The following is a 25,615-nucleotide window of genomic DNA, read 5'->3' on the forward strand; positions in this document are numbered from 1 at the left end:
AGTTGAAATTACATTTTAGGTAATCATATTGGCTCAAAAATGATTAATACGGAGGCGGTATAGTGAAAAAAATGACCCGAATTTTTGGGATAACAATAATTACAGCAGTTGGTCTTGCTGCATGCGGACAAACGAATACAGACCATAAAAACCATGAATCTACAAAAGAGAAGAAAACAGAGCAAAAGGAAACGAAAATGAATCAAGAGGTAACTGCGCCGAAAGAAATGAATAAAGGGGCATCGAATGATTTATTAACGACAAGTTTAAAAAACGTAACGAGATTAAATACAAATGATCCATTGCAAATGGCAGTACTAACTTCGCAAACGATATGGCCAGCAACGCATAAAGAGAATCAGCCAGGCGCTATTATTTTAGTACCAGTAAATGAGTGGCAATTAGGTATTGCGAGTGCGGATCTTATTCACCATCCGAATAATGGGCCGATTTTATTTATAGAAAAAGAAAAGGTACCTGAAATGACGTTAAAAGAAATAAAACGATTAAATCCGCTCGGAACGAAAGATGGAATACAAATTATGGTGATGGGGGATGTAGGTGCATCTATCCTTGAGCAATTAAAAGAATATAAAGTAAAGCAAATAAAAGAGACGGATCCAGCTATATTTGCTAAAGATGTTGATAAAGAATATGCCGATATAACAGGAAGTTATCCAAATAGCGTTATTGTCGGTTCGTCTGAAGAAGAAGGACGTTTGTATACAACACCAGCTGTAAACTGGATTTCTCATATGCCAGAGCCACTACTCTATACAGAAAAGAATAAAGTGCCAGAAGCGACAATTGAGGCGTTAAAGATGAGAAAAGATAAAGCGAATATATATGTGTTAGGACCAGAGAAAATCGTTTCAAAAGAAGTAGAACGAGAGTTAAGTAAATATGGGAAAGTAACGCGTATTAGTGGAGAGACTCCACTAGAAAATTCTATCGCATTTGCGAAGTTTAAAGATGAAAAAACAAAGTTCGGCTGGGGATTCACAAAACCAGGTCACGGTTTATCATTTGTTTCAAGCGAAACACCAGACTTAGCAATTGCAGGAGCACCGTTTTCACATATGGGTAAACACGCACCTGTTGTCTTGCTAGAGGAAGGTAAAGCTTCACAACCAGTTTATGACTTCCTTGCTAGTATTCAGCCGAAGTTTAAAGATGACCCAACACTGGGACCATATAACCATGGTTTCCTTTTAGGTAGTACGAGTAATATTTCATTTGAAACACAAGGAATATTAGATGAGAGATTAGAGATTGTTCAAGAAAGTGGTCAAGGTCACGGTGGACATTAATGAAACGAGAAAAGACGCTATGAAGATAGCGTCTTTTTTTAGGAAACTTTTACATAGCGTAATATCCTTTACTCGTTATATAATAGCCTTCGTGCAGTCGGCTAGATTTTCTTATGGAGAAAATCAAATTATAAAGGAGTAGAGGAGTGGTATTTTGTTTCAAACGATAAAAAATGACTGGTTTTCTAATGTGAGAGGGGACGTGTTATCAGGAATTGTCGTTGCTTTAGCATTAATCCCTGAAGCGATAGCCTTCTCTGTTATTGCAGGCGTGGATCCGACAGTTGGACTATACGCCGCCTTTTGTATTGCAGTTACCATTTCATTTGTTGGCGGAAGAACTGGAATGATTTCAGCTGCAACAGGTGCAATGGCATTATTAATGGTAACGCTCGTTAAAGATCATGGTTTGCAATATTTATTTGCTACGACAATATTAACAGGTATTGTCCAAATTATTTTTGGCGTGTTCAAACTGAGCTCATTTATGAAGTTTGTTCCGAAATCTGTTATGAGTGGTTTTTTAAATGCACTTGGAATTTTAGTTTTTACAGCGCAATTGCCACATTTTAAAAATGCAACTTGGCAAATGTATGCACTCGTTGTATTAGGACTTGCAATTATATATTTATTTCCACGTATTACAACGGCTGTGCCGTCTACGCTTATTTCAATTATTATTGTGACGAGTATTGCACTTATGAGCGGATTACATTTGAAAACAGTAGGAGATATGGGAAGCCTGCCGAAAGAATTACCGTTCTTTAGTATTCCTGACGTGCCTTTTACACTTGAGACATTAGGGATTATTTTACCTTATGCAGTTATGCTTGCAATTATCGGTTTACTAGAATCAGTATTAACAGCTTCAGTTTTAGATGATATGACGCATACGGAAAGTAATAAACATAAAGAGGCACGTGGACAAGGGATTGCGAACATTGTTGCTGGATTTTTCGGAGGAATGGCAGGATGTGCAATGATTGGCCAATCTGTTATTAACATTAAGTCAGGTGGACGAGGGCGTTTATCAACATTTGTAGCGGGCGGATTTTTAATCGTATTACTATTTGTTTTAGGTGATTATGTTGTTCATATTCCGATGGCAGCTTTAGTTGCAGTTATGATTATGGTTTCAATTGGAACATTTGATTGGAACTCTGTAGCGACGATTCATAAAGTGCCAAAAGGAAATGCGTTCGTCATGATCGTAACGGTTGTCGTTGTTCTTATCACCCACAATCTAGGATTAGGCGTGATTATCGGGACAGTAATTAGTGCTGTTTTATTTGCATTCAACATGGCAAAGATTCACGTGAAACATTTATATATTGAAAATAAGAAAATATACGAAATTCATGGCCAACTATTCTTCGCATCTACGGCAGATTTTATAAATGCTTTTTCATTTAATGAAGATGTAAAAGAAATTGAAATGAACTTTACTCATGCACACGTATGGGATGATTCAGCAGTGGCCGCAATTGATAAAGTTATCATGAAGTATGAACAAAGTGGTGTGAAAGTAAGTATAACGGGATTAAATGAACGTAGCTCAAAACTTGTTGCAAATTTAGCAACTTATAATAAAAGAATTGCTAGTTAAAAGCCTCCTTTTTAGGGGGCTTTATTATATAATACGAGTAGGATAACGAAAAGGGGATTCAGCATATGTACAAACAAATTATATTAGCATGTGATGGTTCTGAACATGCACTTCGGGCAGCGGAGCATGCAATACATATTGCAAAATGTAGTGAAGAAGCAAATGTTGAAATTGTATATGTCGTAGATAATAGAACAGCAAAATCAGATATTATACACGGACAAACAGATTTTGAAACAATATCAGCTAGTCGGAAAGATAAATTAAAAGAGATTGAAGGATTATTAAAGGAAGAGAAGATTTCTTATAAATTTACGATTCTGCATGGTGATCCTGGTGATACGCTCGTTCAATATGTAAATACAGGGGATATAGATCTTGTTATTGCTGGGAGCAGAGGATTAAATACATTACAAGAAATGATGCTTGGTAGCGTAAGTCATAAAATAGCAAAACGAGTGAAATGTCCAGTAATGATTATAAAATAAAATGAAATAGCACGTAACTAAGACTTTGGGATACCCGAGGTCTTTTTTTATGTATAAATGACATCCTTTTGTGGAAATACTAGATATATAAGTTGAAAAGATGTTAACTTACAAATTTGTAAGTTTGTTGTTAGGAAAATCGATGTTATGAAAATTTTCCCATTGGTAAAATAAAAGTATCAAAGGGGAGATAGGGAGGATGGAAGGTATGAAATCATTTCAAAATTTATCATATAGTCAAGGGGTAAGCTTAATTTGTTTAGGGGGATTTGCTGCATCTGTTACGTTAGCTGTATTAATAAAGGTATTTCATCAAATTTTTTAATTTTATAGTAGGGAAGGAATTGATTGTTATAGCTAGTAAGAAAAGTGCTGTAAATAAAGAATAGCTCTTAGCATATAGAATAAACGCTAAGAGCTATTTTTATGTTTGTTTACATATTTATATTTTGTTTAAGCTTGTTTTGACTTTGCAGATCCTGTATTTAAAGTAAGGGCAAGGAAGAACATTGCAAGTACGCAAGATACAAGTAATAAAATGAATCCGCCATCCCATCCGAATGCATCTACAATAAAGCCCATAGCTGCGCTAGCAAAAGTAGCTCCGCCTAGGTAACCAAAGAAACCAGTTAGGCCTGCTGCAGTTCCAGCAGCTTTCTTTGGTGCTAAGTCAAGTGCGTGAAGACCAATTAGCATAACAGGTCCGTAAATTAAAAATCCAATGGAAACAAGTGCGATACTATCAATGATTGGGTGACCAGCAGGATTTAGCCAGTAAACAAGAACGGCAATGAATACACCGACCATAAATAAAATACCAGCAGGTGCGCGGCGTCCTTTAAATAGTTTATCACTCATCCATCCGCAAAGAAGTGTACCTGGAATACCAGCCCATTCATATAGAGCGTAAGCTGTACGTGAGCTACTATGAGTAAAGCTTTTTTCCTCTACTAAATAAGTAGGAGCCCAGTCTACAACGCCGTAACGTACGAAATATACGAAAACGTTCGCGATAGCGATGTACCATAAAAATTTATTGTTTAGTACGTATTTAAATAAAATTTCTTTTACCGAAAGTTCGCGTTCGCGATCTTTCACTTTTTCACCTGATGGATATTCGCCAGTATGTTCCTCAATAGAAGGTAATCCACAAGATTGGGGTGTATCTCTCATCGTAATTAATACATAAATACCAACTAAAATTGAAAGAATACCTGGGAAGTAAAATATACTTTTCCAGTCATTTGCAAAGAAGTATAAGCCTAATGTAACGAGAGAAGGCATAAGTGCGCCGCCGACGTTATGAGCGACGTTCCAAATAGACATTTTTGTACCACGTTCACTAATAGAGAACCAGTGAACCATCGTACGACCACAAGGAGGCCATCCCATCCCTTGTACCCATCCATTTAAAAACTGAAGTACAAACATAAGTATAATGCTTGTTGTAATGAAAGAAAATGAGCCGAAAATAATATTAATGATACCTGATAAAAATAGCCCAGCTGCTAAAAAGTAGCGAGGATTACAACGGTCGGATACGATACCCATAAGAAATTTACTTAATCCGTAAGCGATAGATACTGCTGAAAGGATAACCCCAAGTTCCCCTTTACTAAAGCCTTGTTCAATTAAGTATGGCATTGCTAGTGAAAAGTTCTTTCGAACAAAGTAGTAACCTGCATAACCGATGAAGATACCTAAAAATACTTGTAAACGTAATTTACGGTATTCGCTATCAATGCGATCAGCTGGTAAGCGTTCTGCATGGGGCGCAGGTTTAAATAATTGTGTGAAAAACATAAAATGAAAATCCTCCCCTAATTAATTGGAAGCGTTTAAGACAGAGAGAATATAAAAAGGCCATGAAATATAAAAAAGTTCCCTTTTTTATGATTCATAGCCGTATACTCCGATTCTCCGTGACTGTCAATATTAACTTCGACGAAAATTATACAACTTTGTGACAAAAATGTAAACGTTTTTATGAATAAAAGGTATTGACGGATTTTGTTCGTGGGATTAATATTTAAATACGTTAAATATTTTATTGTTTAAATAAGAGGTGGATAACATGCCAAATGATATGACTCATATTGATAAGATTCAAGCTCTTACATTCGCTATAGGAAAGAAAATGCAAACAGAGCTATTGGAACAAATGCAAGCATCAGGACTTACACCACCGCAATTTTATATTTTAAAGATTTTAGATCATTACGGAGCTTCAAGAGCGACACAATTGGCGGAGAAAATGTACGTAAAACCGAGCGCCATTACAGTAATGATCGACCGTTTAATTGATCATGAGTTAGTAGAGCGTTATCACGATGATAACGATCGCCGTGTTGTTGTCATTGAGCTAACGAAAAAGGGGAAAAATACAGTAAAAGAGGCGATGGCAGCTCGTAATGAGCATATCGCAAAATACTTTTCACAATTAGAATTACAAGAACGAGAAGATTTGTTGCGCCTCTTTGAAAAGTTAGAAACCATTATTTGTGGGACACAAGAGAAAAAAGAGAATAAATAAGAGGAATTGAGGAGATTACATGGAGCAACAAGGCAATACAAATAGAAAGTTGTTGTTAATTGGTTTAGTAATTGCGATGCTATTTGCTGCGTTAGACGGAACAATCGTTGGTACAGCGATGCCGCGTATCGTTGGTGAACTTGGCGGACTAAGCTTAATGACATGGTTAACAACAGCTTATATGTTAACATCAACGACAGTCGTACCAATTGCAGGTAAATTAGCGGATTTACTTGGGCGTCGTAACGTATATATAACAGGGCTAGTTATTTTTATGATTGGTTCAGCGTTATGTGGTATGGCAAATGGTATGACAGAATTAATTATTTTCCGTGGTATTCAAGGTCTTGGTGGCGGTATTATGATGCCGATGGCTATGATTATTATTGGAGACATGTTCACGGGAAAAGAACGTGCGAAATGGCAAGGTATTTTTGGTGCGTTATACGGTCTTGCTTCTGTAATTGGACCACAAGTTGGTGGTTGGATTGTAGACGCAGTGAACTGGAGATGGGTATTCTACATTAATTTACCAGTTGGTATTTTAGCAACAGTCTTTATCGCAATGGGATTAAAATCACATAAACAAACGGGACCAATTAAAATTGATATCGCTGGAATCTTTACGATGATTCTCGGTGTTGTAAGTTTATTACTTGCGTTAACGTTTGGCGGAAAAGATTACGCATGGGATTCTTGGCAAATTATCGGTTTATTTGCACTAGCTGTAATTGGTATCGTTAGTTTCGTTATCGTTGAAACGAAAGCTGAAGAACCAATTTTACCGATGCATTTCTTTAAAAACCGTACGTTTACAATACTTAATGCGATTGGATTCTTTATGAGTATCGGAATGTTCGGTGCGATTATGTTCGTACCATTCTTCATGCAAGGTATTGTAGGAGTAAGTGCTGCTGAATCGGGAACGATTATGACACCGATGATGATTACAATGATTGTTATGAGTATTATTGGTGGGCAACTTGTATTAAAAGTCGGTGTAAAACCACAAATTATCGCAGGTATGCTCATTATGGCTGGTGGTTTCTGGTTATTAACAACGATGGATATGCACACAACTAAACTGACTGCAACTTCTTATATGATGGTTATCGGTTTAGGCATGGGACTTGTAATGCCGACTTTAACATTAGCGTTACAAGAAAGCTTCCCGAAAAAAGACCTTGGTGTCGTAACATCATCAAGTCAGTTTTTCCGTCAAATCGGTGGGACATTCGGTATTACAATTTTAGGATCAATTATGAATAACACGTCAGGTACAACATTAACAAATAAGTTAGTACCTGTATTAGATACATTCCCGAAAGAAGCGGGACAAATGGTAACAAAATTTAAAGATATGATTCATACAGACCCACAAGGTTTATATTCGATGCTATTTAGTCCAGAGGCATTAAAACAAATGCCAGAAGCATTTGCTAACAGTATCGTACCAATTTTGAAAAATTCTTTAGTAGACTCACTTCATACTGTATTCTTAACAGGATTAGTATTTATCATAGTAGGCGCTGTCTTTACGATTTTCTTACAGAAAATTAAACTGTCGGATCGTAAAAAAGATGCTGAAGAGCCTGCTGTAGAAGAACAAGAAAAAACTGTATCATATACGTAATGAAAAAGCATCGCCATTAGGCGATGCTTTTTTGAGTATAACCTTAAAAGCTTTTTTGTGAGAAATGATTGACGTATTTTTATAAATGCGTTATATTATTTTCTGTAAACGGTTACATGAAGTGAGGAGAAAAGAGAATGAGTACGATTAAAGACGTTGCGAAATTAGCGGGAGTATCTGTTGCGACCGTTTCCAGAGTGTTAAATAAAAATGGATATGTTCATGAGGATACGTTAAAGAAGGTAGAACGAGCAATTGAAATGCTAGATTATAAACCTAGTACAGTAGCGCGTTCTTTATATAATAAAAAATCTCGTTTAATTGGGTTAGTAGTTCCAAATATCGTGAATCCATTCTTTCCAGAAGTTGCACGTGCCGTAGAAGATGTAGCACATAAACAAGGTTACACAGTTGTCCTTTGTAACTCTGATGAAAGTTTAGAAAAAGAGAAACAATACATTGATGTACTTAGACAAAATAATGTAGATGGATTTATTGTAGCAACGAATCCACAAAATAGTATAAATTACATGAATTTATCAGTTCCAGTCGTTGCGATTGACCGTATGTTTAATGAGCGTATTCCTACTGTATATGCTGATAACTATGCAGGAAGTCAGGATGCGACAAGGTTGTTAATAGATAAAGGATGCAAACATATTGCACATATTCGTGGACCACGTGATGTAAGTACAGCGAATGAGCGTTTTGAAGGTTTTGTAGATATCATTACGCAAAATAATCTTTCATATATGATTGCAGAGAGTACATTTGACCCAGCAAATAGTGAGCGTGTAGCAATGGAATTATTAGAAGAATACCCGCATATTGATGGTATTGTTGCTGGGAATGATTTAATTGCAATTGGTATTGTAAAAGCTGCACTTCAAAAAGGAATGGCTATTCCTGACGATTTACAAATTATCGGATTCGATGGAATTTCTTTAACAGAAATGATGTATCCATCTATTACAACTGTTGCACAGCCAATATATGAGATGGGGAAAATTGCAACAGAGTTGTTGTTAGAGCAAATGGAAGGAAATGCATTGGAAGAGAAACATTATCGTTTACCGATTAAAATTATAGAAAGAAATACAACGAAGTAAGGAGATGAAACAGATGCCAAATATTGCAGTAGTAGGTAGTATTTCAATGGACTTAGTGGCTGTTTCAAAGAAACGGCCGAAAGCAGGAGAAACAGTAATTGGTGAAGCATTTCATACGATCCCAGGAGGGAAAGGGGCGAACCAAGCAGTTGCTGCAGCTAGATTAGGTGCCAATGTAGCAATGGTTGGAGCAGTAGGAAATGATGATTACGGAACAGTAGTTAGAAAAAATTTAGAGAACGAACGTGTTTTTATCGACTATGTGGTACCGGTTACAGATAGAACGACAGGAATTGCTCATATCGTTTTAGCAGAAGAGGATAACAGTATTGTTGTCGTACAAGGAGCAAATGCTCTTGTGAATGAATCGGTTGTAGATCGTTCAAAAGATCTTCTCGTAAAAGCTGATATGGTTGTTCTACAATTAGAGATTCCGCTTGAAACAGTAAAGTATGTTCTATCTATTTGCGAAGAACATAAAATTCCAGTTATGTTGAATCCAGCGCCAGCACAAGTGTTATCAGAAGACATATTAGAAAAGGCAACGTATATTACGCCAAATGAACATGAGTGCCGCATTGTATTAGATGATTTTACATCACCAATTGAAGATTTACTGGCGAAATATCCAAATAAACTATTGATGACAGAAGGTTCTAACGGTGTTCGTTTCCATAATGGTACGGAGATTCTACATGTTCCTAGCATTGCTGTTGATGTAGTGGATACGACTGGAGCTGGTGATACATTTAATGGTGCGTTAGCAGTTGCACTTTCTGAAGGAGAAACGCTTCAAAAAGCAATTCGTTTTGCGAATATTGCTGGAGGCCTTTCTGTAACAAAACTTGGGGCACAAGGCGGTATGCCAACGAGAGTTAGAGTACGTGAAGTGCAGGTGATTGTCGGATGAAAAAGCACGGTGTATTAAACAGTGAGATTGCGGCAGTCCTGGCTTCACTCGGACATACAGATACGCTTGTAATTGCTGATTGCGGATTACCGACTCCTGATGGAGTAAAGCGAATTGATTTAACTGTTGAACTTGGAAAGCCGAGTTTTTTAGATGTATTACAAGTTGTAGCTGATGATATGGCAATTGAAAAAGTGACGTTAGCAGAAGAAGTCATTATCAATAATGCGGAAGTAAATAAAGAGATTGAGCTGCAATTAAAAGAACCAGCATTTGAATATGTATCACATGAACAATTTAAAGAAAATACAAAAAAAGCGAAGGCAATTATCCGTACAGGAGAGGCTACGCCTTATGCCAATGTAATTTTACATGCAGGCGTGATTTTTTAATAAAGGGAAGTGATGAGAATGCGTATTGAAATGAAAAACATTTCAAAGGCGTTCAGTGGAAATCCTGTTTTGAAGAATGCACAGTTTATGATTGAAGCAGGAGAAGTCCATGCATTGATGGGGGAAAATGGAGCAGGTAAATCGACGCTCATGAAGATTTTAACAGGTGTATATACAAAAGATGGTGGAACAGTCACGATTGATGGGCAAGAACGCACTTTTAAAAATGCGAAAGAAGCGGAAGAGTACGGCATTGCATTTATACATCAAGAACTGAACATATTGCCAAATTTAACAGTAGCTGAAAATATGTTTCTCGGTAAAGAGTTAATGTATGGGAAAACAGGTATTTTACGTACTCGTCAAATGAACGCGATTGCGCAGCAGCAATTGGCGGAGCTAGGATTACATGTAAAAGGTGCTATGTTAGCAGGAGAACTATCAGTTGGACAACAGCAAATTATTGAAATTGCGAAAGCATTGATGACAAGCGCAAGCGTTATTATTATGGATGAACCAACTGCGGCACTGACGGATCGTGAAATTGAAACGCTCTTTACAGTTATAAATAAGTTACGTAAAGAAGGGGTTTCATTCGTTTACATTTCACACCGCATGGAAGAAATATTCTCAATATGTGATGCTATTACAATTTTGCGTGATGGAGAATATGTAGGGAAAAGATTAATTCCGGAAACGTCATTTGATGAAGTAGTGAGTATGATGGTGGGGCGCAGCATTGGTGAACGTTACCCAGAGCGAAATAGTCAAATTGGTGAAGTAATTTTTGAAATGCGTAACGGAACGAAAAAGGGGAAATTTGAAAATGTTTCGTTTCAAGTTAGAAAAGGTGAAATTCTTGGTGTAGCTGGCTTGATGGGAGCTGGTCGCACAGATATTATGAAAGCGATATTTGGATATGAACCTTTAGACTCTGGACAAATTTTTATAAACGGACAAGAAGTAAAGATTGATAGTCCGATAGATGCAATTAGACAAAGAATTGCTTTCATTACAGAGGATAGAAAGTCTGAAGGATTAGTGTTAGATTTCTCAATTCGAGAAAATTTAGCGTTACCGAATTTAGAAAGTCTTTCAAAGGGAAGTGTCCTTAGTAACGAACTAGAACAACAGTTTACAGAGGACATGATGAAACTTCTTAATGTGAAAGCATCTAGTGGAGAGCAAGCGGTGAAATCTCTTTCTGGTGGAAATCAGCAAAAGATTGTAATTGCGAAATGGTTAGGTATTCATCCGCAGTTACTCATTTTAGATGAGCCAACAAGAGGTGTGGATGTTGGAGCGAAAAAAGAAATTTACTCTATTATGAATAAGCTTACTGAACAAGGAGATGCCGTTATTATGGTATCATCTGAGCTTCCCGAAGTTTTAGGGATGAGCGATCGAGTTCTTGTTATTCATGAAGGAAAAGTCGGCGGTATTTTAGGGAAAGATGAGGCATCACAAGAGTCTATAATGGCACTAGCTACAGGGGGAGAGTAAGGATGGCTAAGAAGGGGAATGTATTACAACAACTCGGTTCTTTAATCGGTTTAGTATTAATTATTGTCGTAATTACAGCTTTAAATCCAGCATTTATTGAAATTCCAAATTTATTTAATATACTGCGTCAAGTATCGATTAATGCGCTTATTGCATTCGGAATGACCTTTGTAATTTTAACAGGGGGTATTGACTTATCGGTAGGTTCTATTTTAGCATTATCAAGTGCACTTGTTGCTGGAATGATGGCAAGTGGCATGGACCCGTTCCTTGCAATGGCAGTTGGACTACTTGCTGGTCTTGTAATGGGAATTGTAAACGGTATCATCATTGCGAAAGGAAAAGTAGCTCCATTTATTGCGACTTTAGCAACAATGACTATTTTTCGTGGGTTGACGCTTGTTTATATGGACGGACGTCCGATCACTGGTCTTGGTGATCATTTAATGTTCCAAATGTTTGGCCGCGGTTATTTTCTTGGTATTCCGGTACCAGCTGTTACAATGATGATCGCTTTCGCAGTGCTGTACTTCATTTTGAAGAAAACGACATTTGGTCGCCGTACATTTGCAATTGGTGGAAATGAAGAAGCAGCAGCACTATCAGGTATTAATGTTACGAGAATTAAAGTAATGATTTACGGTCTTTCCGGAATCTTGGCAGCGCTTGCAGGTATTGTCTTAACATCACGATTAGATTCTGCACAGCCGACTGCGGGTACTTCTTACGAATTAGATGCAATTGCAGCAGTTGTATTAGGAGGGACAAGTCTTTCTGGAGGAAGAGGATGGATTGTTGGTACATTCATCGGTGTACTTATTATCGGTGTACTAAATAACGGTTTAAATTTATTAGGTGTATCTTCTTTCTTCCAACAAGTTGTAAAAGGACTTGTAATCTTACTAGCTGTATTAATTGATCGTCGAAAAGAAGCGTAATGGAGGGACAGTTCATGAAGAAATGGTTACTTATACTCGTTGCATGTATTATGGTCATTACTGCTGGTTGTTCAATGGAACCACCAGAATGGGCAAAGGATTCTAACGATAAAGGTCGAAATAAAACTATTAAAGTTGGATTCTCTGTTTCAACTTTAAACAATCCATTTTTCGTGACTTTGAAAAAAGGTGCAGAAAAGAAAGCGAAAGATAGTGGCATTGAATTGATTGCTGTTGATGCACAAAACGATGCAGCAAAGCAAACGAACGATGTTGAAGATTTAATTCAAAAAGGTGTCGACGTAGTTGTTATTAATCCAACCGATTCAGATGCTGTTGCTTCAGCAGTAAGTGCGGCAAATGCAGCGAATGTTCCTGTTATTACAGTAGACCGCGTTGCGAATTCAGGTAAAGTTGTTTCGCACATTGCTTCTAACAATATCGAAGGTGGTCAAATGGCTAGTGATTACATTCGTGAATTAGTTGGCGGGGGAGCGAACGTTGCTGAGTTAGAAGGAATCCCTGGATCCTCTGCTGCTCGTGAGCGTGGGAAAGGATTCCATAACGTAGCTGATAAGTCTTTAAAAGTAGTAGCAAAACAAGCAGCTGATTTCGATCGTGCAAAAGGTTTATCTGTTATGGAAAATATTTTGCAAGCGAATAGCGATATTAAAGCAGTATTTGCTCATAACGATGAAATGGCATTAGGGGCACTTGAGGCATTAAAATCTGCTGGGAAAACGGATGTAGTAGTTGTTGGATTTGATGCAACAGACGATGCTGTGAAAGCGGTTAACGATGGGCGTATGGCTGCAACAGTCGCTCAAAAACCGGAATTAATCGGAGAGAAGGCGATGCAAACAGCAAAAGAAATAACACAAGGTAAAAAAGTGGACAAATCTATTCCGATTGAATTAGAGCTTATTAAAAAAAATAAATAAATATAAAATGAAAATTAGGAAGGAAGAATAACAAATGAAATTCTTTATTGATACAGCAAACATTAACGAAATTAAAGAGGCAAATGCATTAGGCGTAGTAGCTGGAGTAACGACAAACCCATCACTTGTAGCAAAAGAAGGCGTAGATTTCCATGAGCGTATTCGTGAAATTTGCAGCTTTATAGAAGGACCTGTAAGTGCAGAAGTAATTAGCTTAGAAGCTGATAAAATGATTGAAGAAGGAAAAGAATTAGCGAAGATTGCTCCAAACGTTGTTGTAAAAGTACCGATGACAACGGAAGGTTTAAAAGCAGTAAAAGCATTTTCAGATTTAGGAATTCGTACAAACGTTACATTAGTATTCTCAGCAGTTCAAGCATTACTTGCAGCTCGCGCTGGTGCGACATACGTTTCACCATTCTTAGGTCGCCTAGATGATATCGGTCATAACGGTATGGACTTAATTCGCCAAATCGCAGAAATCTTTGCAATTCACGGCATTGAAACAGAAATCATTGCAGCATCTGTACGTCACAGCGTTCACGTAACTGACGCAGCACTAAATGGTGCACATATTGCAACAATCCCAGCAAACGTAATTGCTTCATTAGTGAAGCACCCATTAACAGATCAAGGGATTGAGAAATTCTTAGCTGATTGGGAAAAAACACAAGAGAAATAATATGAAATCGAGAATCCTAGTTTAATTGACTAGGGTTCTTTTTTATTTGAAGGAATTTTCATGCAATTTTGCATATTGTCTTTTAAATTTTTAATATAAGCTATTTAATATATACAAATCACTCTTTATTTTTTATATTTCGATATAAAGTAACACTTTAATCAGTGATGGGGGTTGTTCATCCCCCACCGGATTATTAGCCCTCGCCAATTGGGCTTTTACGGGCAGTTATCTCCCACTTAACTTCCTCGGGTTCGCTGAATTTTGAGGTGGGAGTCTTACTGACTAGCAAATAGTGGGATAAAAAGATAGAGGGTCTGACCAGAAAACTGGAGGGCATGATTCTATAACAGAAAGCTTAACGTTTATAGAATTATGCCTTTTTATATAGGGAGGGCAGAAAGCCGGGATTTCGATTTAAACGCACTTATTTATCTGAATTTTAAGTTTTATAAAAGGAGAGACAGAGGATGAAAAGAAAAGCTCCATTTAAAGTACTATCAACGTTAGCAATTGCGGCAATTATCGGATGTACATCTGTAATGAGTGCTCCGTTAGCATACGCAGAAACGCCAGCGAAAGAAAAAGATAATGTGTCTACAACACCAATTGATTACAATTTAATTCAAGAAGATCGTTTAGCGGAAGCGCTGAAAGAAAGAGGAACAATTAATCCAGCATCTTCTAAAGAAGAGACGAAAAAAGCTGTCGAGCAGTATATTGAAAAGAAGCAAGGAGATCAAGCGAATAAAGAAATTCTTCCAGAGGATACGGCAAAAGAAGCATCTGATTTCGTGAAAAAGGTAAAAGAGAAAAAGATGGAAGAAAAGGAGAACGTAAAGAAGGCTGAAAAAAATGTTAGCCCTGAGCAAAAGCCGGAACCAAATAAAAAGCAATTGAATGGACAAGTTCCAACTTCCAAGGCAAAGCAAGCTCCATATAAGGGATCTGTGCGATCTGATAAAGTATTAGTGCTACTCGTTGAATTTAGTGATTATAAACATAATAATATTGATCAAACACCAGGTTATATGTATTCGAAAGACTTTAGTAGAGAACATTATCAAAAGATGTTGTTTGGTAATGAGCCTTATACATTATTTGATGGTTCGAAAGTAAAAACATTTAAGCAATATTATGAAGAGCAGTCTGGCGGTAGCTATACGACAGACGGATATGTAACGGAGTGGCTAACTGTTCCAGGAAAAGCATCTGATTATGGAGCTGATGGTAGTAGTGGTCACGATAATAAAGGTCCAAAAGGTGCACGTGATTTAGTGAAGGAAGCTTTACATGCAGCTGCTGAGAAAGGGTTAGACTTATCTCAGTTTGATCAATTCGATAGATATGATACAAATGGCGATGGGAATCAAAATGAACCTGATGGTGTAATTGATCATTTAATGGTAATTCATTCTGGTGTTGGTCAAGAAGCTGGTGGCGGTAAATTAGGTGATGATGCAATTTGGTCACATCGTTCAAAATTAGCTACAGATCCAGTAGCGATTGAAGGGACAAAATCAAAGGTAGATTACTTTGGTGGAAAAGTAGCAGCGCATGATTACACAATTGAACCAGAAGATGGCGCTGTAGGTGTGTTTGCACATGAATTTGGACATGACCTTGGTTTACCAGATGAATATGATACGAAATATACTGGAGCTGGGTCACCTGTTGAAGCTTGGTCATTAATGAGTGGAGGCAGTTGGACAGGAAAAATTGCAGGAACAGAGCCGACTAGTTTTTCACCACAAAATAAAGACTTCTTACAAAAGAATATGGGTGGCAACTGGGCAAAAATTTTAGAAGTAGATTACGATAAAATTAAGCGTGGTGTAGGAATTCCTACATATATTGATCAAAGTGTTACGAAATCAAATCGTCCAGGTGTTGTACGTGTTAATTTGCCAGGTAAGAGTGTTGAAACGATTAAACCTGAGTTTGGAAAGCATGCATATTATAGTACAAGAGGAGATGATATGCACACAACACTAGAGACACCATTCTTTGATTTAACAAAAGGAACACATGCAAAATTCGATTATAAAGCAAATTATGAGTTAGAAGCAGAGTGCGATTTTGTTGAAGTACATGCAGTAACAGAAGATGGAACAAAAACATTAATTGATAGACTTGGAGAAAAAGTAGTACAAGGAGATAAAGATACAACAGATGGGAAATGGATTGATAAATCATACGATTTAAGTCAATTTAAAGGGAAGAAAGTGAAACTACAATTCGACTACATTACAGATCCAGCTGTAACATATAAAGGTTTCGCGATGGATAATGTAAGTGTAACTGTTGATGGACAAGGTGTATTTTCTGATGATGCAGAAGGACAGTCAAAAATGCAGTTAAATGGATTCGTTGTTTCTGATGGGACAGAGAAGAAAGCTCATTATTATTATTTAGAGTGGAGAAACTACGCTGGATCAGATAATGGATTAAAAGCAGGAAGAGGTCCGGTATACAATACAGGTCTTGTCGTTTGGTATGCAGATGATAGTTTCAAAGATAACTGGGTTGGAGTGCATCCAGGTGAAGGCTTCCTTGGGGTTGTAGACTCTCATCCAGAAGCGTTTGTTGGTAACTTGAACGGGAAACCAGCGTACGGTAATACAGGCATGCAAATTGCAGACGCTGCATTTTCATTTGATCAAACACCAGCATGGAGTGTAAATTCATTAACACGTGGACAGTTTAATTATGCTGGATTACAAGGTGTTACAACATTTGATGATTCAAAAGTATACAGTAACAAGCAAATTGCTGATGCAGGACGAAAAGTGCCAAATCTTGGTCTTAAATTCCAAGTTGTTGGACAAGCAGAGGATAAGTCTGCAGGTGCGGTTTGGATTAAGCGTTAATAAAATAAAAGCACATTCTTCATATGAAGAATGTGCTTTTTAATTTGTACAGTAAGTTATTATTTTAGCTTATGTAATACAAGTGTCTGTTCATATGTAGTGTATCAAATTATATGGGGAAAGGAAATATTTCCGAGGAAATTGTCGAAGTATCGTCGGTATTTATTCAGTTTCTTTTTTAAAGGGAGAAAGTAGTATTGCTTTTATACATAAGTTTATTTACAGTATTACTTGGTTATACGCAGAAGTAATGTATATTAGGCGAAAAAAGAGCTCTATTCGATAGAGCTTTTTTTTGTGAGTAGAAAGGAGAAGTTATAAATGAAAGAAACAATTGTATGCCCACAGTGTGAAGGAAATATTACTGCACAACATATTATCGACATCCCACATCTTTTTTCATTAAGGTGTCCACATTGTAAGGTGAAGCTGAAAGAAATAAGGATAACGCCATGTTTAATATTAGCGGCAATTTGTATAATCCCACTGTTTATTATGATTGGTGAGAGCATTAAAGAATTGCTAGGAAAATATTTTTCTATTATAGACAATGTACCAACCGTACTTATTTTCTTCTTATTTTGTTATCCGTTGTATTATTTCTATGAAAAATATAATGCTAGCTTATTTATTAAGTATGGTTTATTGAAAGTGAAAAATTGAACAGGAGCTTATCATTATGTTGTGGAAAATTTATTTAGTAATTGTAGCGATATTAGCTATTGCTTCATTAATAAGAGGGATGTTTCAAACACCAATTCAAAAGTTTGATTTTGTAGTATCCATTATTACGTGGATAGGGCTATTTGGTTTTGTCTTCGATGTAGAAATATTAACCTCAATCGTTTGGAAATGCATCTTCGTGTTTAGCATTATTTGGACTTTGAGTGCCGTTTTTGTTTTACGTTTATATGAAGAGAAGGATGAACCGCTACCTTTTATATTCAAATTAATTGGTGTGATTCCAACTTTGCCGTTATATTATGGGTTATATCAATATGCATTTTAAAAAAAGACAATGGTGGAATTAACCCATCATTGTCTTTTTTACTTTGCTTCTTACGTAAATCATACCGGCAAATGTTAATAAGAATGCAGTTCCGATAACGAAGCTGACACTAGGTGATGCCCCGATTGCTCCAACTGTAAAGGAACCAGCAACAACTCCTAATGAGAAGAATGCATAAAATAATCCGAAGGCTTTCCCGCGATTATCATCTGTCGTATTTTCAACAAGTAATGCATTTATCGATGGGAAAAGGATAGCGAATCCAATGCCATAAATCATCATAACGATAAAGAGCATGCCTTTTGTTGCGAATAATCCAAGTAAAGATAACGCTAATGCCATTACTGCAATACCAATTAGCATTAGTTTTGAACGATTAAATCGATCGTAAATACGATTTGTTGGAAGTAAGAAGAAGAGGATAGCGGTAATTCCGAATACACTTAGCATCATACCTGTTGTAGATGCTTTAAGTACTAACGCCTCAACTTTTACTGGTAACATATATGTGACAATTCCTTGTGAAAACATTAGAGTGAAAGCACCAATATATGCCTGTAATAACGGTTCTGATTTCAATAGTTCAAACATATCTTCTTTGTTCATCATTTGTGTTCTTGATGTATCTTTTCTTGACACGTTATTTGGTAAGAAGAAAAGAGATACGATTGTACCAAGAACCATTAAAATAGAAATAGTAATGAAAACCCATTCTATTCCAGCTGTCGCTTTCATAATGCCACTGAAAGCAGGACCTACGATAGCCGCTGTTCCAACAGCAGCACCAGATAGAGCCATTGCCTTACCTTGCTTTGCTGAATTTGTTTGTTTTGATAAAAATGTAAAGGCAGCAGGAATTAAAAATCCGTCACTAAAACCGTGCATAAAGCGCACAACTAATAGTTGTTCACCACTTTGAACAACGGTATATAACAAGACTATGAAACTCGTAAATCCCATGCTTATATAAAGTATTTTTTTTGCACCAAATTTATCGACAGCGGCTCCAGCAATAATATTACCAATCATATTAGCAAATGAATACATACCGACAACTAGCCCAATAATAAGAGGAGTTCCTCCAAGGCTTTGAGCGAACGTACTCATAATAGGTAATTGTGAAAATGTATCTAAAAAAGCTACGATAACAATAAAGTAAATAAAATATTTCAAGCGATATTCACCTCTCCTATGCTATTATGGCATACTGCTAATTTCAACTGCAATGAAATTGAATTAACAGATGTGGAAAAAAGTACAAAGTGACAAAATATTGAACGTTATTTGTTAAAATTTAGTGGAAATGAGATTGTTTTTTTGAAATATATGGATAGAAGTATTATAATAGATTTGTAAACTTCACCAGGTTAAGTATATACATAGAGAGGGATGTTTAAAATGAAAGCATTACTTTGGCATAATCAACGTGATGTACGAGTAGAAGAAGTACCAGAACCAACTGTACGACCAGGAGCAGTAAAAATTAAAGTTAAATGGTGTGGTATTTGCGGGACAGACTTGCATGAATATTTAGCAGGGCCAATTTTTATTCCGACAGAAGAGCACCCATTAACACATGTAAAAGCACCGGTTATTTTAGGTCATGAATTTAGTGGTGAGGTAGTTGAAATTGGTGAAGGTGTTACATCTCATAAAGTGGGAGACCGCGTTGTTGTAGAACCAATTTATTCTTGTGGTAAATGTGAAGCTTGTAAACATGGACATTACAATGTTTGTGAACAGCTTGTTTTCCACGGTCTTGGTGGAGACGGCGGTGGCTTCTCTGAATATACAGTAGTACCAGAAGATATGGTTCATCATATTCCAGATGAAATGACGTATGAACAAGGTGCACTTGTAGAACCAGCAGCAGTAGCAGTTCATGCAGTACGTCAAAGTAAATTAAAAGAAGGGGAAGCTGTAGCAGTATTTGGTTGTGGTCCAATTGGACTTCTTGTTATCCAAGCAGCTAAAGCAGCAGGAGCAACTCCTGTTATCGCAGTTGAACTTTCTAAAGAACGTCAAGAGTTAGCAAAATTAGCAGGTGCGGATTACGTATTAAATCCAGCAACTCAAGATGTATTAGCAGAAATTCGTAACTTAACAAACGGTTTAGGTGTAAATGTTAGCTTCGAAGTAACAGGTGTTGAAGTTGTACTACGTCAAGCAATTGAAAGTACAAGTTTCGAAGGACAAACAGTAATTGTTAGCGTATGGGAAAAAGATGCAACAATTACTCCGAACAACCTTGTATTAAAAGAAAAAGAAGTTATCGGTATTCTTGGATACCGTCACATCTTCCCATCTGTTATTAAATTAATTAGCTCTGGTCAAATTCAAGCAGAGAAATTAATTACGAAAAAAATTACAGTGGATCAAGTTGTTGAAGAAGGATTTGAAGCACTTGTAAAAGATAAAACACAAGTGAAAATTCTTGTTTCACCCAAATAATAAAGAATTGAAAAAAGTAGTCCTTTTCTAGAAATAGAAGAAGGCTACTTTTTTTCTATACGGAAAGGTGATAGACTTTCCTTTGACTAAATGTACTTTTGGTTGGGAGGGAAAGTTGAATGCTTTCATTTTTTTTAACATTGAAACGTATGCTAAGAGCCTGTTTACGAGCGTGGAAGGATAAAGAATTTCAAGTTTTATTCGTATTAACAATTTTGACTTTAATATCGGGTACAATCTTTTATAGCACAGTGGAGGGATTACGTATCCTTGATGCTTTATATTTTAGTGTTGTGACACTGACAACTGTAGGCGATAAAGATTTTAGTCCTCAAACTGATTTTGGAAAGATATTTACGATACTATACATATTTATCGGGATTGGATTAGTGTTTGGATTTATTCATAAGTTGGCGGTTAATGTGCAACTACCAAGTATATTATCGAATAGAAAAAAAGAGTAAAGCATGTAATTGCTTTACTCTTTTTTTACATTAGTTTAGACAAGTATTTGCAGTAGCTTAACAATACTTTATTACAATGTAAGTGCATTCATTCATTATATTCACTATGTATAAAGTTATAATGATATGAACATTTGCATATTTTAATTTAGTAATAGAAATTTTATGAAAGGTGGGATATTCTAGTCATAGGTTAACCAGACGACATCATAGGATCCTAGCAAAATGTTTACAATAATTCAATTATAAAATGGAGGATTTCAGATGAAAAAGAAAGTTCTTGCTTTAGCAGCAGCTATTACGTTAGTAGCACCGTTACAAAGTGTTGCGTTTGCTCATGAAAACGATGGAGGACAGAGAGTAGGCGTTATTCCGCGCTGGTCTGCTGAAGATAAACATAAAGAAGGCGTAAACTCTCATTTATGGATTGTAAACCGTGCAATGGATATTATGTCTCGTAATACAACACTTGTAAAACAAGAGCGAGTTGCACTATTAAATGAATGGCGTACGGAGTTAGAGAATGGTATTTATGCTGCTGACTATGAAAATCCTTATTATGATAATAGCACATTTGCTTCACACTTCTATGACCCTGATAACGGGAAAACGTATATTCCATATGCAAAGCAGGCGAAGGAAACTGGAGCTAAATATTTTAAATTAGCTGGTGAGTCATACAAAAATAAAGATATGAAACAAGCATTCTTCTATTTAGGATTATCACTTCATTATTTAGGGGATGTAAACCAACCGATGCATGCGGCAAACTTTACAAATCTTTCGTATCCACAAGGGTTCCATTCTAAATATGAAAACTTTGTAGATACGATAAAAGATAATTACAAAGTAACGGATGGAAATGGATATTGGAACTGGAAAGGTACAAATCCAGAAGATTGGATTCATGGAGCGGCAGTAGTTGCGAAACAGGATTACGCTGGCATTGTAAATGATAATACGAAAGATTGGTTCGTGAGAGCTGCTGTATCGCAAGATTATGCAGATAAATGGCGCGCTGAAGTTACACCAATGACAGGTAAGCGTTTAATGGATGCACAACGTGTTACTGCTGGATACATCCAGCTTTGGTTTGATACGTACGGAAATCGTTAAGTATTTAAAAAAGGTCAAATCTCAGAATAGAGTATTTGGCCTTTTTATCACTACACACATGGAGGTATGAAACGTGAAAAGTAAATTGCTAAAAGGTGTACTTAGCTTTGGAATTGGTTTAGGAGCTTTATATAGTGGATCTTCAGCTCAAGCAGAAACGCCTACAAATCAAAATAATACATTAAAAGTAATGACGCATAACGTGTACATGCTATCAACAAACTTATATCCGAATTGGGGACAAAGTGAGCGTGCTGATTTAATTGGAGCGGCAGATTATATAAAGAATCAGGACGTTGTTATATTAAATGAAGTGTTTGATAATAGCGCCTCAGATCGTTTGTTAGGAAATTTGAAGAGAGAATATCCAAATCAAACGGCGGTATTAGGTCGTAGTAGTGGAAACGAATGGGATAAAACATTAGGGAACTATTCATCTTCGACTCCTGAAGATGGGGGCGTTGCGATTGTGAGTAAATGGCCAATCGTTGAAAAAATTCAATATGTATTCGAAAAAGGCTGCGGACCAGATAATTTATCAAATAAAGGATTTGTATACACGAAAATTAAGAAAAATGATAGTTTTGTTCATGTAATTGGGACTCATTTACAAGCTGAAGATAGTATGTGTGGAAAAACTTCACCTGCATCTGTACGTACAAAACAGCTACAAGAAATTCAAGATTTTATTAAAAATAAAAATATACCAAATAACGAGTATGTGTTAATTGGTGGAGATATGAACGTAAATAAAATAAACGCTGAGAATAATAGTGATTCAGAGTATGCATCTATGTTTAAAACATTACATGCTTCTATTCCATCTTATACTGGACATACAGCGACTTGGGATGCGACGACAAACAGTATTGCGAAATACAATTTCCCCGATAGCCCTGCCGAGCATTTAGATTATATTATTGCAAGTAAAGATCATGCAAACCCATCGCATATAGAAAATAAAGTGTTACAGCCGAAATCTCCACAATGGACTGTTACATCATGGTTTAAAAAATATACGTATAATGATTACTCTGATCATTATCCAGTAGAGGCTACTATTTCTATGAAGTAGTCAAAAAAGTTTCTTCGTAAAGAAGAAACTTTTTTTATTTGCAAACAGGAAAATCACTCTTTCTTTCCAATATGTATAAGACATATATAGAAGAGGAGCGAAAAATGTGGATCGAGGAATTTTTAAAGAAGTTCCATTACCGTGTGCATTTTTAGATGAAGTAGCTTTAGAAAGAAATATTCAATCGGTTATTGAACTAAGTGGCGATAAAAAGATTCGAATAGCGAGTAAATCATTACGATCCGTTCCAATTATGAAACGGATTTTAGCTGCAAACAACCGATTTCAAGGTATTATGTGTTTTTCACCTAGAGAGGCTTTGTTTTTAATTGAACAAGGATTTAATGATTTATTATTAGGATATCCAGCTTATGATGACAGGGCTTTATATGAAATTAGTTTGCTAACAAAGAAAGGGCTTATTATAACTTGTATGGTGGACTGTGAAGACCATATTGTTTATTTAGAAAAAATTGCTGAGAAGTCTAAAGGGTGTTTTCGTGTTTGTTTGGATATTGATATGAGTAGCCGTTTTTTTCAATTTCATTTTGGTGTAAAAAGATCCCCGGTAAAAGATGTGCGGAGCGCTCTGGAAATAGTAGAAAAAGTGAAGGACTCATCATTTTTAATACTAGATGGTGTAATGGGATATGAAGCTCAAATTGCTGGGGTTGGAGATTATATACCGAATCAATGGATAAAAAGTAAAGTAATTTCTTATTTAAAGAAGAAATCAGTGTTAGAAGTTAAAGAAAGAAGAGGACGTATCGTGAAAGAAATACAAAACCTTGGTATTGAACTTAGGTTTGTAAATGGGGGTGGAACAGGAAGTATAAAAACAACTGAGCAAGATAACTCAGTTTCAGAGATTACAGTAGGTTCTGCTTTTTATGCCCCTAGACTGTTTGACTATTATAAAGAAGTACAATTTCATCCAGCTGTCGGATTTGCTTTACCAGTTGTACGTAAACCAGCTCCGTTTATCTATACTTGCCTAGGTGGTGGATATATTGCTTCAGGCGCAGTTGGTAAAGATAAAGAGCCTGAGGTTTGGAGACCAGATGGTGCAAAACTATTAGATTTAGAAGGTGCTGGTGAAGTACAAACTCCCGTTCATTATAACGGTGAGGAGCGAGTGAATATAGGAGATTCTATATTGTTTCGTCATAGTAAAGCTGGAGAATTATGTGAGCGTTTTCCAATTCTGTATCGTGTGAAACAAGGGAAGATTATTGGGGAGTATTCAACATATCGGGGGGATGGCCAATGCTTTCTATAGAGGGGAAAAAATGGAGAAATTGGACAGGGAATGTAGAAGGAACGCCGCATTATACGATGTATCCAGAAACTATACAAGATGTAGTAGAAGTTGTAGAGCTTGCACAAAAAAAAGGGAAGAAAATTCGTGTTGTCGGTTCAGGGCATTCGTTTACGCCTCTCGTGCAAACAGAAGAAATTTTAGTTTCTTTAGACGAATTGAAGGGCATTGTGAATATTGATGCGGAGAAGATGGTTGCCGAAGTATGGGCAGGAACAAAGCTACATGACCTAGGGAAGTTACTTGAAGAAAAAGGTTATGCACAAGAAAATTTAGGGGATATTGATTCACAATCTATTGCAGGAGCAATTAGTACGGGGACGCATGGGACGGGTGTTAACTTTGGGAGTTTATCAACACAAGTTATAGAGATTACGACAGTTTTATCAACAGGTGAGAGTATAGTTTGTTCAGAAACCGAGAACTTCGAATATTGGAAAGCATTTCAGTTATCGCTTGGAATGCTAGGTATCATCGTAAAGATAAAATTAAAGATTATCCCATCATATTCGCTCGTTTATGAAAGCGAAAAACAGTCACTATCTACTGTAATGAACAAGCTAGAAGAATATAAGAAGAATCGTCATTTTGAGTTTTTTGTTTTTCCTTATTCAAATGAAGTACAGGTGAAGTTTACAAATGAAACAACGAGTAAAGGAACTGATTTAAAATGGCATAAACTAAAGGTGGAGTTACTTGAAAATAGGATGTTCTCTTTGTTATCTAAAGGGTGCAAATGGTTTCCTTCCATAAGTAAAGGAGTAAGTCGATTATCAGCTAAGGCTGCACCAAACACAAAAATAATTGGCCCAAGCTATGAAGTGTTCGCTACATCACGTACGGTTCCATTTTATGAAATGGAGTACAGTGTCCCTTCAAAGCATATGAGAGCTGTTGTAGAAGAAATTTCAAGTCTTATTGAAAAGAAAAAGTATAAGGTGCACTTCCCGATTGAATGTCGCTACGTGAAAGGTGATGATATATGGCTTAGTCCAGCGTATGGAAGGGACTCGGCATATATCGCCGTTCATATGTATAAAGGTATGAAGTATGCCGCTTATTTTGGTGAAGTGGAGAAAATTTTTCTGAAATATGAAGGTCGTCCACATTGGGGGAAAATGCATACGTTAACATACGAAAAGCTACAAAACATATATCCAGAATTGCATTCGTTTCTAAAAATGAGGAAGTCGCTAGATGAAACAGGAATGTTTTTAAACCCTTATACAGAAAAGTTATTTACGATTATGAAAAAAAGCTGACAAAA

Annotated in this window: 24 protein-coding genes; 22 read left to right on the top strand and 2 right to left on the bottom strand. The window is 36.5% G+C overall.

Annotation, left to right across the window (positions count from 1 at the left end):
- Nucleotides 1–62: 62 nt before the first annotated feature.
- The 4 genes from JDS81_RS24870 to JDS81_RS24885 all read left to right on the top strand — a co-directional run bounded on the left by JDS81_RS24870 (nucleotide 63) and on the right by JDS81_RS24885 (nucleotide 3,729).
- Nucleotides 63–1,310 carry a cell wall-binding repeat-containing protein gene (locus JDS81_RS24870; protein WP_097954887.1) on the top strand — a complete coding sequence of 416 codons (1,248 nt, stop codon included), beginning with the start codon at nucleotides 63–65 and terminating at the stop codon, nucleotides 1,308–1,310.
- Between the two features lie 154 nt (nucleotides 1,311–1,464).
- Entirely contained in the window at nucleotides 1,465–2,916 is a 1,452-nt protein-coding gene (locus JDS81_RS24875; protein WP_097954888.1) for a SulP family inorganic anion transporter, read from the top strand.
- A gap of 65 nt (nucleotides 2,917–2,981) precedes the next feature.
- Complete coding sequence (locus JDS81_RS24880) at nucleotides 2,982–3,404, top strand: universal stress protein (protein WP_000277986.1); 423 nt, start codon at nucleotides 2,982–2,984, stop codon at nucleotides 3,402–3,404.
- Nucleotides 3,405–3,612: 208 nt separating this feature from the next.
- Nucleotides 3,613–3,729, top strand: a complete 117-nt coding sequence (locus tag JDS81_RS24885; protein WP_000834733.1) for a DUF4027 family protein — start codon at nucleotides 3,613–3,615, stop codon at nucleotides 3,727–3,729.
- Nucleotides 3,730–3,857: 128 nt separating this feature from the next.
- Here JDS81_RS24885 and glpT read toward each other — a convergent pair whose 3' ends face one another.
- Nucleotides 3,858–5,207, bottom strand: coding sequence for a glycerol-3-phosphate transporter (gene glpT, locus JDS81_RS24890; protein ID WP_000466380.1), 1,350 nt, complete (start codon nucleotides 5,205–5,207; stop codon nucleotides 3,858–3,860).
- 271 nt (nucleotides 5,208–5,478) lie between these two features.
- Between glpT and JDS81_RS24895 the strand changes: the two genes are divergently transcribed.
- The 12 genes from JDS81_RS24895 (at nucleotide 5,479) to JDS81_RS24950 (ending at nucleotide 17,924) form a co-directional block, all read left to right on the top strand.
- Complete coding sequence (locus JDS81_RS24895) at nucleotides 5,479–5,937, top strand: MarR family winged helix-turn-helix transcriptional regulator (protein WP_001132370.1); 459 nt, start codon at nucleotides 5,479–5,481, stop codon at nucleotides 5,935–5,937.
- 19 nt (nucleotides 5,938–5,956) lie between these two features.
- Nucleotides 5,957–7,570 carry an MDR family MFS transporter gene (locus tag JDS81_RS24900; protein ID WP_097954889.1) on the top strand — a complete coding sequence of 538 codons (1,614 nt, stop codon included), beginning with the start codon at nucleotides 5,957–5,959 and terminating at the stop codon, nucleotides 7,568–7,570.
- A gap of 137 nt (nucleotides 7,571–7,707) precedes the next feature.
- On the top strand, nucleotides 7,708–8,679 hold the full coding sequence (gene rbsR / locus JDS81_RS24905) for a ribose operon transcriptional repressor RbsR (protein ID WP_000104025.1): 972 nt from the start codon (nucleotides 7,708–7,710) through the stop codon (nucleotides 8,677–8,679).
- Between the two features lie 13 nt (nucleotides 8,680–8,692).
- Nucleotides 8,693–9,589, top strand: a complete 897-nt coding sequence (rbsK, locus tag JDS81_RS24910) for a ribokinase (RefSeq protein ID WP_097954890.1) — start codon at nucleotides 8,693–8,695, stop codon at nucleotides 9,587–9,589.
- Nucleotides 9,586–9,981, top strand: coding sequence for a D-ribose pyranase (gene rbsD, locus JDS81_RS24915; protein ID WP_097954891.1), 396 nt, complete (start codon nucleotides 9,586–9,588; stop codon nucleotides 9,979–9,981). The genes rbsK and rbsD overlap by 4 nt, the downstream gene beginning before the upstream one ends.
- A gap of 18 nt (nucleotides 9,982–9,999) precedes the next feature.
- Nucleotides 10,000–11,484: a ribose ABC transporter ATP-binding protein RbsA gene (gene rbsA, locus JDS81_RS24920; RefSeq protein WP_016107544.1), complete on the top strand. Its 1,485-nt coding sequence runs from the start codon at nucleotides 10,000–10,002 to the stop codon at nucleotides 11,482–11,484.
- 2 nt (nucleotides 11,485–11,486) lie between these two features.
- Nucleotides 11,487–12,422, top strand: coding sequence for an ABC transporter permease subunit (locus JDS81_RS24925; protein WP_001074641.1), 936 nt, complete (start codon nucleotides 11,487–11,489; stop codon nucleotides 12,420–12,422).
- Nucleotides 12,423–12,436: 14 nt separating this feature from the next.
- Nucleotides 12,437–13,363: a ribose ABC transporter substrate-binding protein RbsB gene (gene rbsB / locus JDS81_RS24930; RefSeq protein ID WP_097954892.1), complete on the top strand. Its 927-nt coding sequence runs from the start codon at nucleotides 12,437–12,439 to the stop codon at nucleotides 13,361–13,363.
- A gap of 34 nt (nucleotides 13,364–13,397) precedes the next feature.
- Nucleotides 13,398–14,045 (top strand): fructose-6-phosphate aldolase, encoded by a 648-nt coding sequence (fsa, locus tag JDS81_RS24935; RefSeq protein ID WP_000667666.1) that lies wholly within the window; start codon nucleotides 13,398–13,400, stop codon nucleotides 14,043–14,045.
- Nucleotides 14,046–14,515: 470 nt separating this feature from the next.
- On the top strand, nucleotides 14,516–16,915 hold the full coding sequence (inhA2, locus tag JDS81_RS24940) for a M6 family metalloprotease immune inhibitor InhA2 (RefSeq protein ID WP_097954893.1): 2,400 nt from the start codon (nucleotides 14,516–14,518) through the stop codon (nucleotides 16,913–16,915).
- A 321-nt stretch (nucleotides 16,916–17,236) separates the two neighbouring features.
- Nucleotides 17,237–17,578: a hypothetical protein gene (locus JDS81_RS24945; RefSeq protein ID WP_000665293.1), complete on the top strand. Its 342-nt coding sequence runs from the start codon at nucleotides 17,237–17,239 to the stop codon at nucleotides 17,576–17,578.
- A gap of 16 nt (nucleotides 17,579–17,594) precedes the next feature.
- On the top strand, nucleotides 17,595–17,924 hold the full coding sequence (locus JDS81_RS24950) for a hypothetical protein (RefSeq protein WP_000964458.1): 330 nt from the start codon (nucleotides 17,595–17,597) through the stop codon (nucleotides 17,922–17,924).
- An 18-nt stretch (nucleotides 17,925–17,942) separates the two neighbouring features.
- Here JDS81_RS24950 and JDS81_RS24955 read toward each other — a convergent pair whose 3' ends face one another.
- Entirely contained in the window at nucleotides 17,943–19,097 is a 1,155-nt protein-coding gene (locus tag JDS81_RS24955; RefSeq protein ID WP_097954894.1) for an MFS transporter, read from the bottom strand.
- Between the two features lie 225 nt (nucleotides 19,098–19,322).
- Here JDS81_RS24955 and bdhA point away from each other — a divergent pair, with 225 nt between their 5' ends.
- The 6 genes from bdhA (at nucleotide 19,323) to JDS81_RS24985 (ending at nucleotide 25,610) form a co-directional block, all read left to right on the top strand.
- Nucleotides 19,323–20,375: a (R,R)-butanediol dehydrogenase gene (gene bdhA, locus JDS81_RS24960; protein WP_000645833.1), complete on the top strand. Its 1,053-nt coding sequence runs from the start codon at nucleotides 19,323–19,325 to the stop codon at nucleotides 20,373–20,375.
- A 119-nt stretch (nucleotides 20,376–20,494) separates the two neighbouring features.
- Entirely contained in the window at nucleotides 20,495–20,839 is a 345-nt protein-coding gene (locus tag JDS81_RS24965) for a potassium channel family protein (RefSeq protein WP_000947913.1), read from the top strand.
- A gap of 264 nt (nucleotides 20,840–21,103) precedes the next feature.
- On the top strand, nucleotides 21,104–21,955 hold the full coding sequence (gene cerA, locus JDS81_RS24970; RefSeq protein WP_000731003.1) for a phospholipase CerA: 852 nt from the start codon (nucleotides 21,104–21,106) through the stop codon (nucleotides 21,953–21,955).
- Between the two features lie 73 nt (nucleotides 21,956–22,028).
- Entirely contained in the window at nucleotides 22,029–23,030 is a 1,002-nt protein-coding gene (gene sph, locus JDS81_RS24975; protein ID WP_097954895.1) for a sphingomyelinase C, read from the top strand.
- A 106-nt stretch (nucleotides 23,031–23,136) separates the two neighbouring features.
- Nucleotides 23,137–24,309 (top strand): amino acid deaminase/aldolase, encoded by a 1,173-nt coding sequence (locus JDS81_RS24980; RefSeq protein WP_097954896.1) that lies wholly within the window; start codon nucleotides 23,137–23,139, stop codon nucleotides 24,307–24,309.
- A complete protein-coding gene (locus JDS81_RS24985; protein WP_097954897.1) occupies nucleotides 24,297–25,610 on the top strand; it encodes a D-arabinono-1,4-lactone oxidase in 1,314 nt (437 codons plus the stop codon). The genes JDS81_RS24980 and JDS81_RS24985 overlap by 13 nt, the downstream gene beginning before the upstream one ends.
- Nucleotides 25,611–25,615 lie beyond the last annotated feature (5 nt).

It is taken from the genome of Bacillus cereus group sp. N31 (genome assembly GCF_016483245.1).
In the GTDB taxonomy this organism is placed as follows: domain Bacteria; phylum Bacillota; class Bacilli; order Bacillales; family Bacillaceae_G; genus Bacillus_A; species Bacillus_A toyonensis.

Excerpts from the sequence above, each read along its gene's own strand:
- bdhA (WP_000645833.1), top strand. The coding sequence starts at position 19,323 with ATGAAAGCATTACTTTGGCATAATCAACGTGATGTACGAGTAGAAGAA.
- JDS81_RS24895 (WP_001132370.1), top strand. The coding sequence starts at position 5,479 with ATGCCAAATGATATGACTCATATTGATAAGATTCAAGCTCTTACATTC.
- glpT (WP_000466380.1), bottom strand. The coding sequence starts at position 5,207 with ATGTTTTTCACACAATTATTTAAACCTGCGCCCCATGCAGAACGCTTA.
- rbsR (WP_000104025.1), top strand. The coding sequence starts at position 7,708 with ATGAGTACGATTAAAGACGTTGCGAAATTAGCGGGAGTATCTGTTGCG.
- JDS81_RS24880 (WP_000277986.1), top strand. The coding sequence starts at position 2,982 with ATGTACAAACAAATTATATTAGCATGTGATGGTTCTGAACATGCACTT.
- rbsK (WP_097954890.1), top strand. The coding sequence starts at position 8,693 with ATGCCAAATATTGCAGTAGTAGGTAGTATTTCAATGGACTTAGTGGCT.
- JDS81_RS24885 (WP_000834733.1), top strand. The coding sequence starts at position 3,613 with ATGAAATCATTTCAAAATTTATCATATAGTCAAGGGGTAAGCTTAATT.
- JDS81_RS24985 (WP_097954897.1), top strand. The coding sequence starts at position 24,297 with ATGCTTTCTATAGAGGGGAAAAAATGGAGAAATTGGACAGGGAATGTA.
- JDS81_RS24925 (WP_001074641.1), top strand. The coding sequence starts at position 11,487 with ATGGCTAAGAAGGGGAATGTATTACAACAACTCGGTTCTTTAATCGGT.
- JDS81_RS24900 (WP_097954889.1), top strand. The coding sequence starts at position 5,957 with ATGGAGCAACAAGGCAATACAAATAGAAAGTTGTTGTTAATTGGTTTA.
- rbsA (WP_016107544.1), top strand. The coding sequence starts at position 10,000 with ATGCGTATTGAAATGAAAAACATTTCAAAGGCGTTCAGTGGAAATCCT.
- fsa (WP_000667666.1), top strand. The coding sequence starts at position 13,398 with ATGAAATTCTTTATTGATACAGCAAACATTAACGAAATTAAAGAGGCA.
- rbsB (WP_097954892.1), top strand. The coding sequence starts at position 12,437 with ATGAAGAAATGGTTACTTATACTCGTTGCATGTATTATGGTCATTACT.
- JDS81_RS24950 (WP_000964458.1), top strand. The coding sequence starts at position 17,595 with ATGTTGTGGAAAATTTATTTAGTAATTGTAGCGATATTAGCTATTGCT.
- cerA (WP_000731003.1), top strand. The coding sequence starts at position 21,104 with ATGAAAAAGAAAGTTCTTGCTTTAGCAGCAGCTATTACGTTAGTAGCA.
- JDS81_RS24965 (WP_000947913.1), top strand. The coding sequence starts at position 20,495 with ATGCTTTCATTTTTTTTAACATTGAAACGTATGCTAAGAGCCTGTTTA.
- rbsD (WP_097954891.1), top strand. The coding sequence starts at position 9,586 with ATGAAAAAGCACGGTGTATTAAACAGTGAGATTGCGGCAGTCCTGGCT.
- inhA2 (WP_097954893.1), top strand. The coding sequence starts at position 14,516 with ATGAAAAGAAAAGCTCCATTTAAAGTACTATCAACGTTAGCAATTGCG.
- JDS81_RS24945 (WP_000665293.1), top strand. The coding sequence starts at position 17,237 with ATGAAAGAAACAATTGTATGCCCACAGTGTGAAGGAAATATTACTGCA.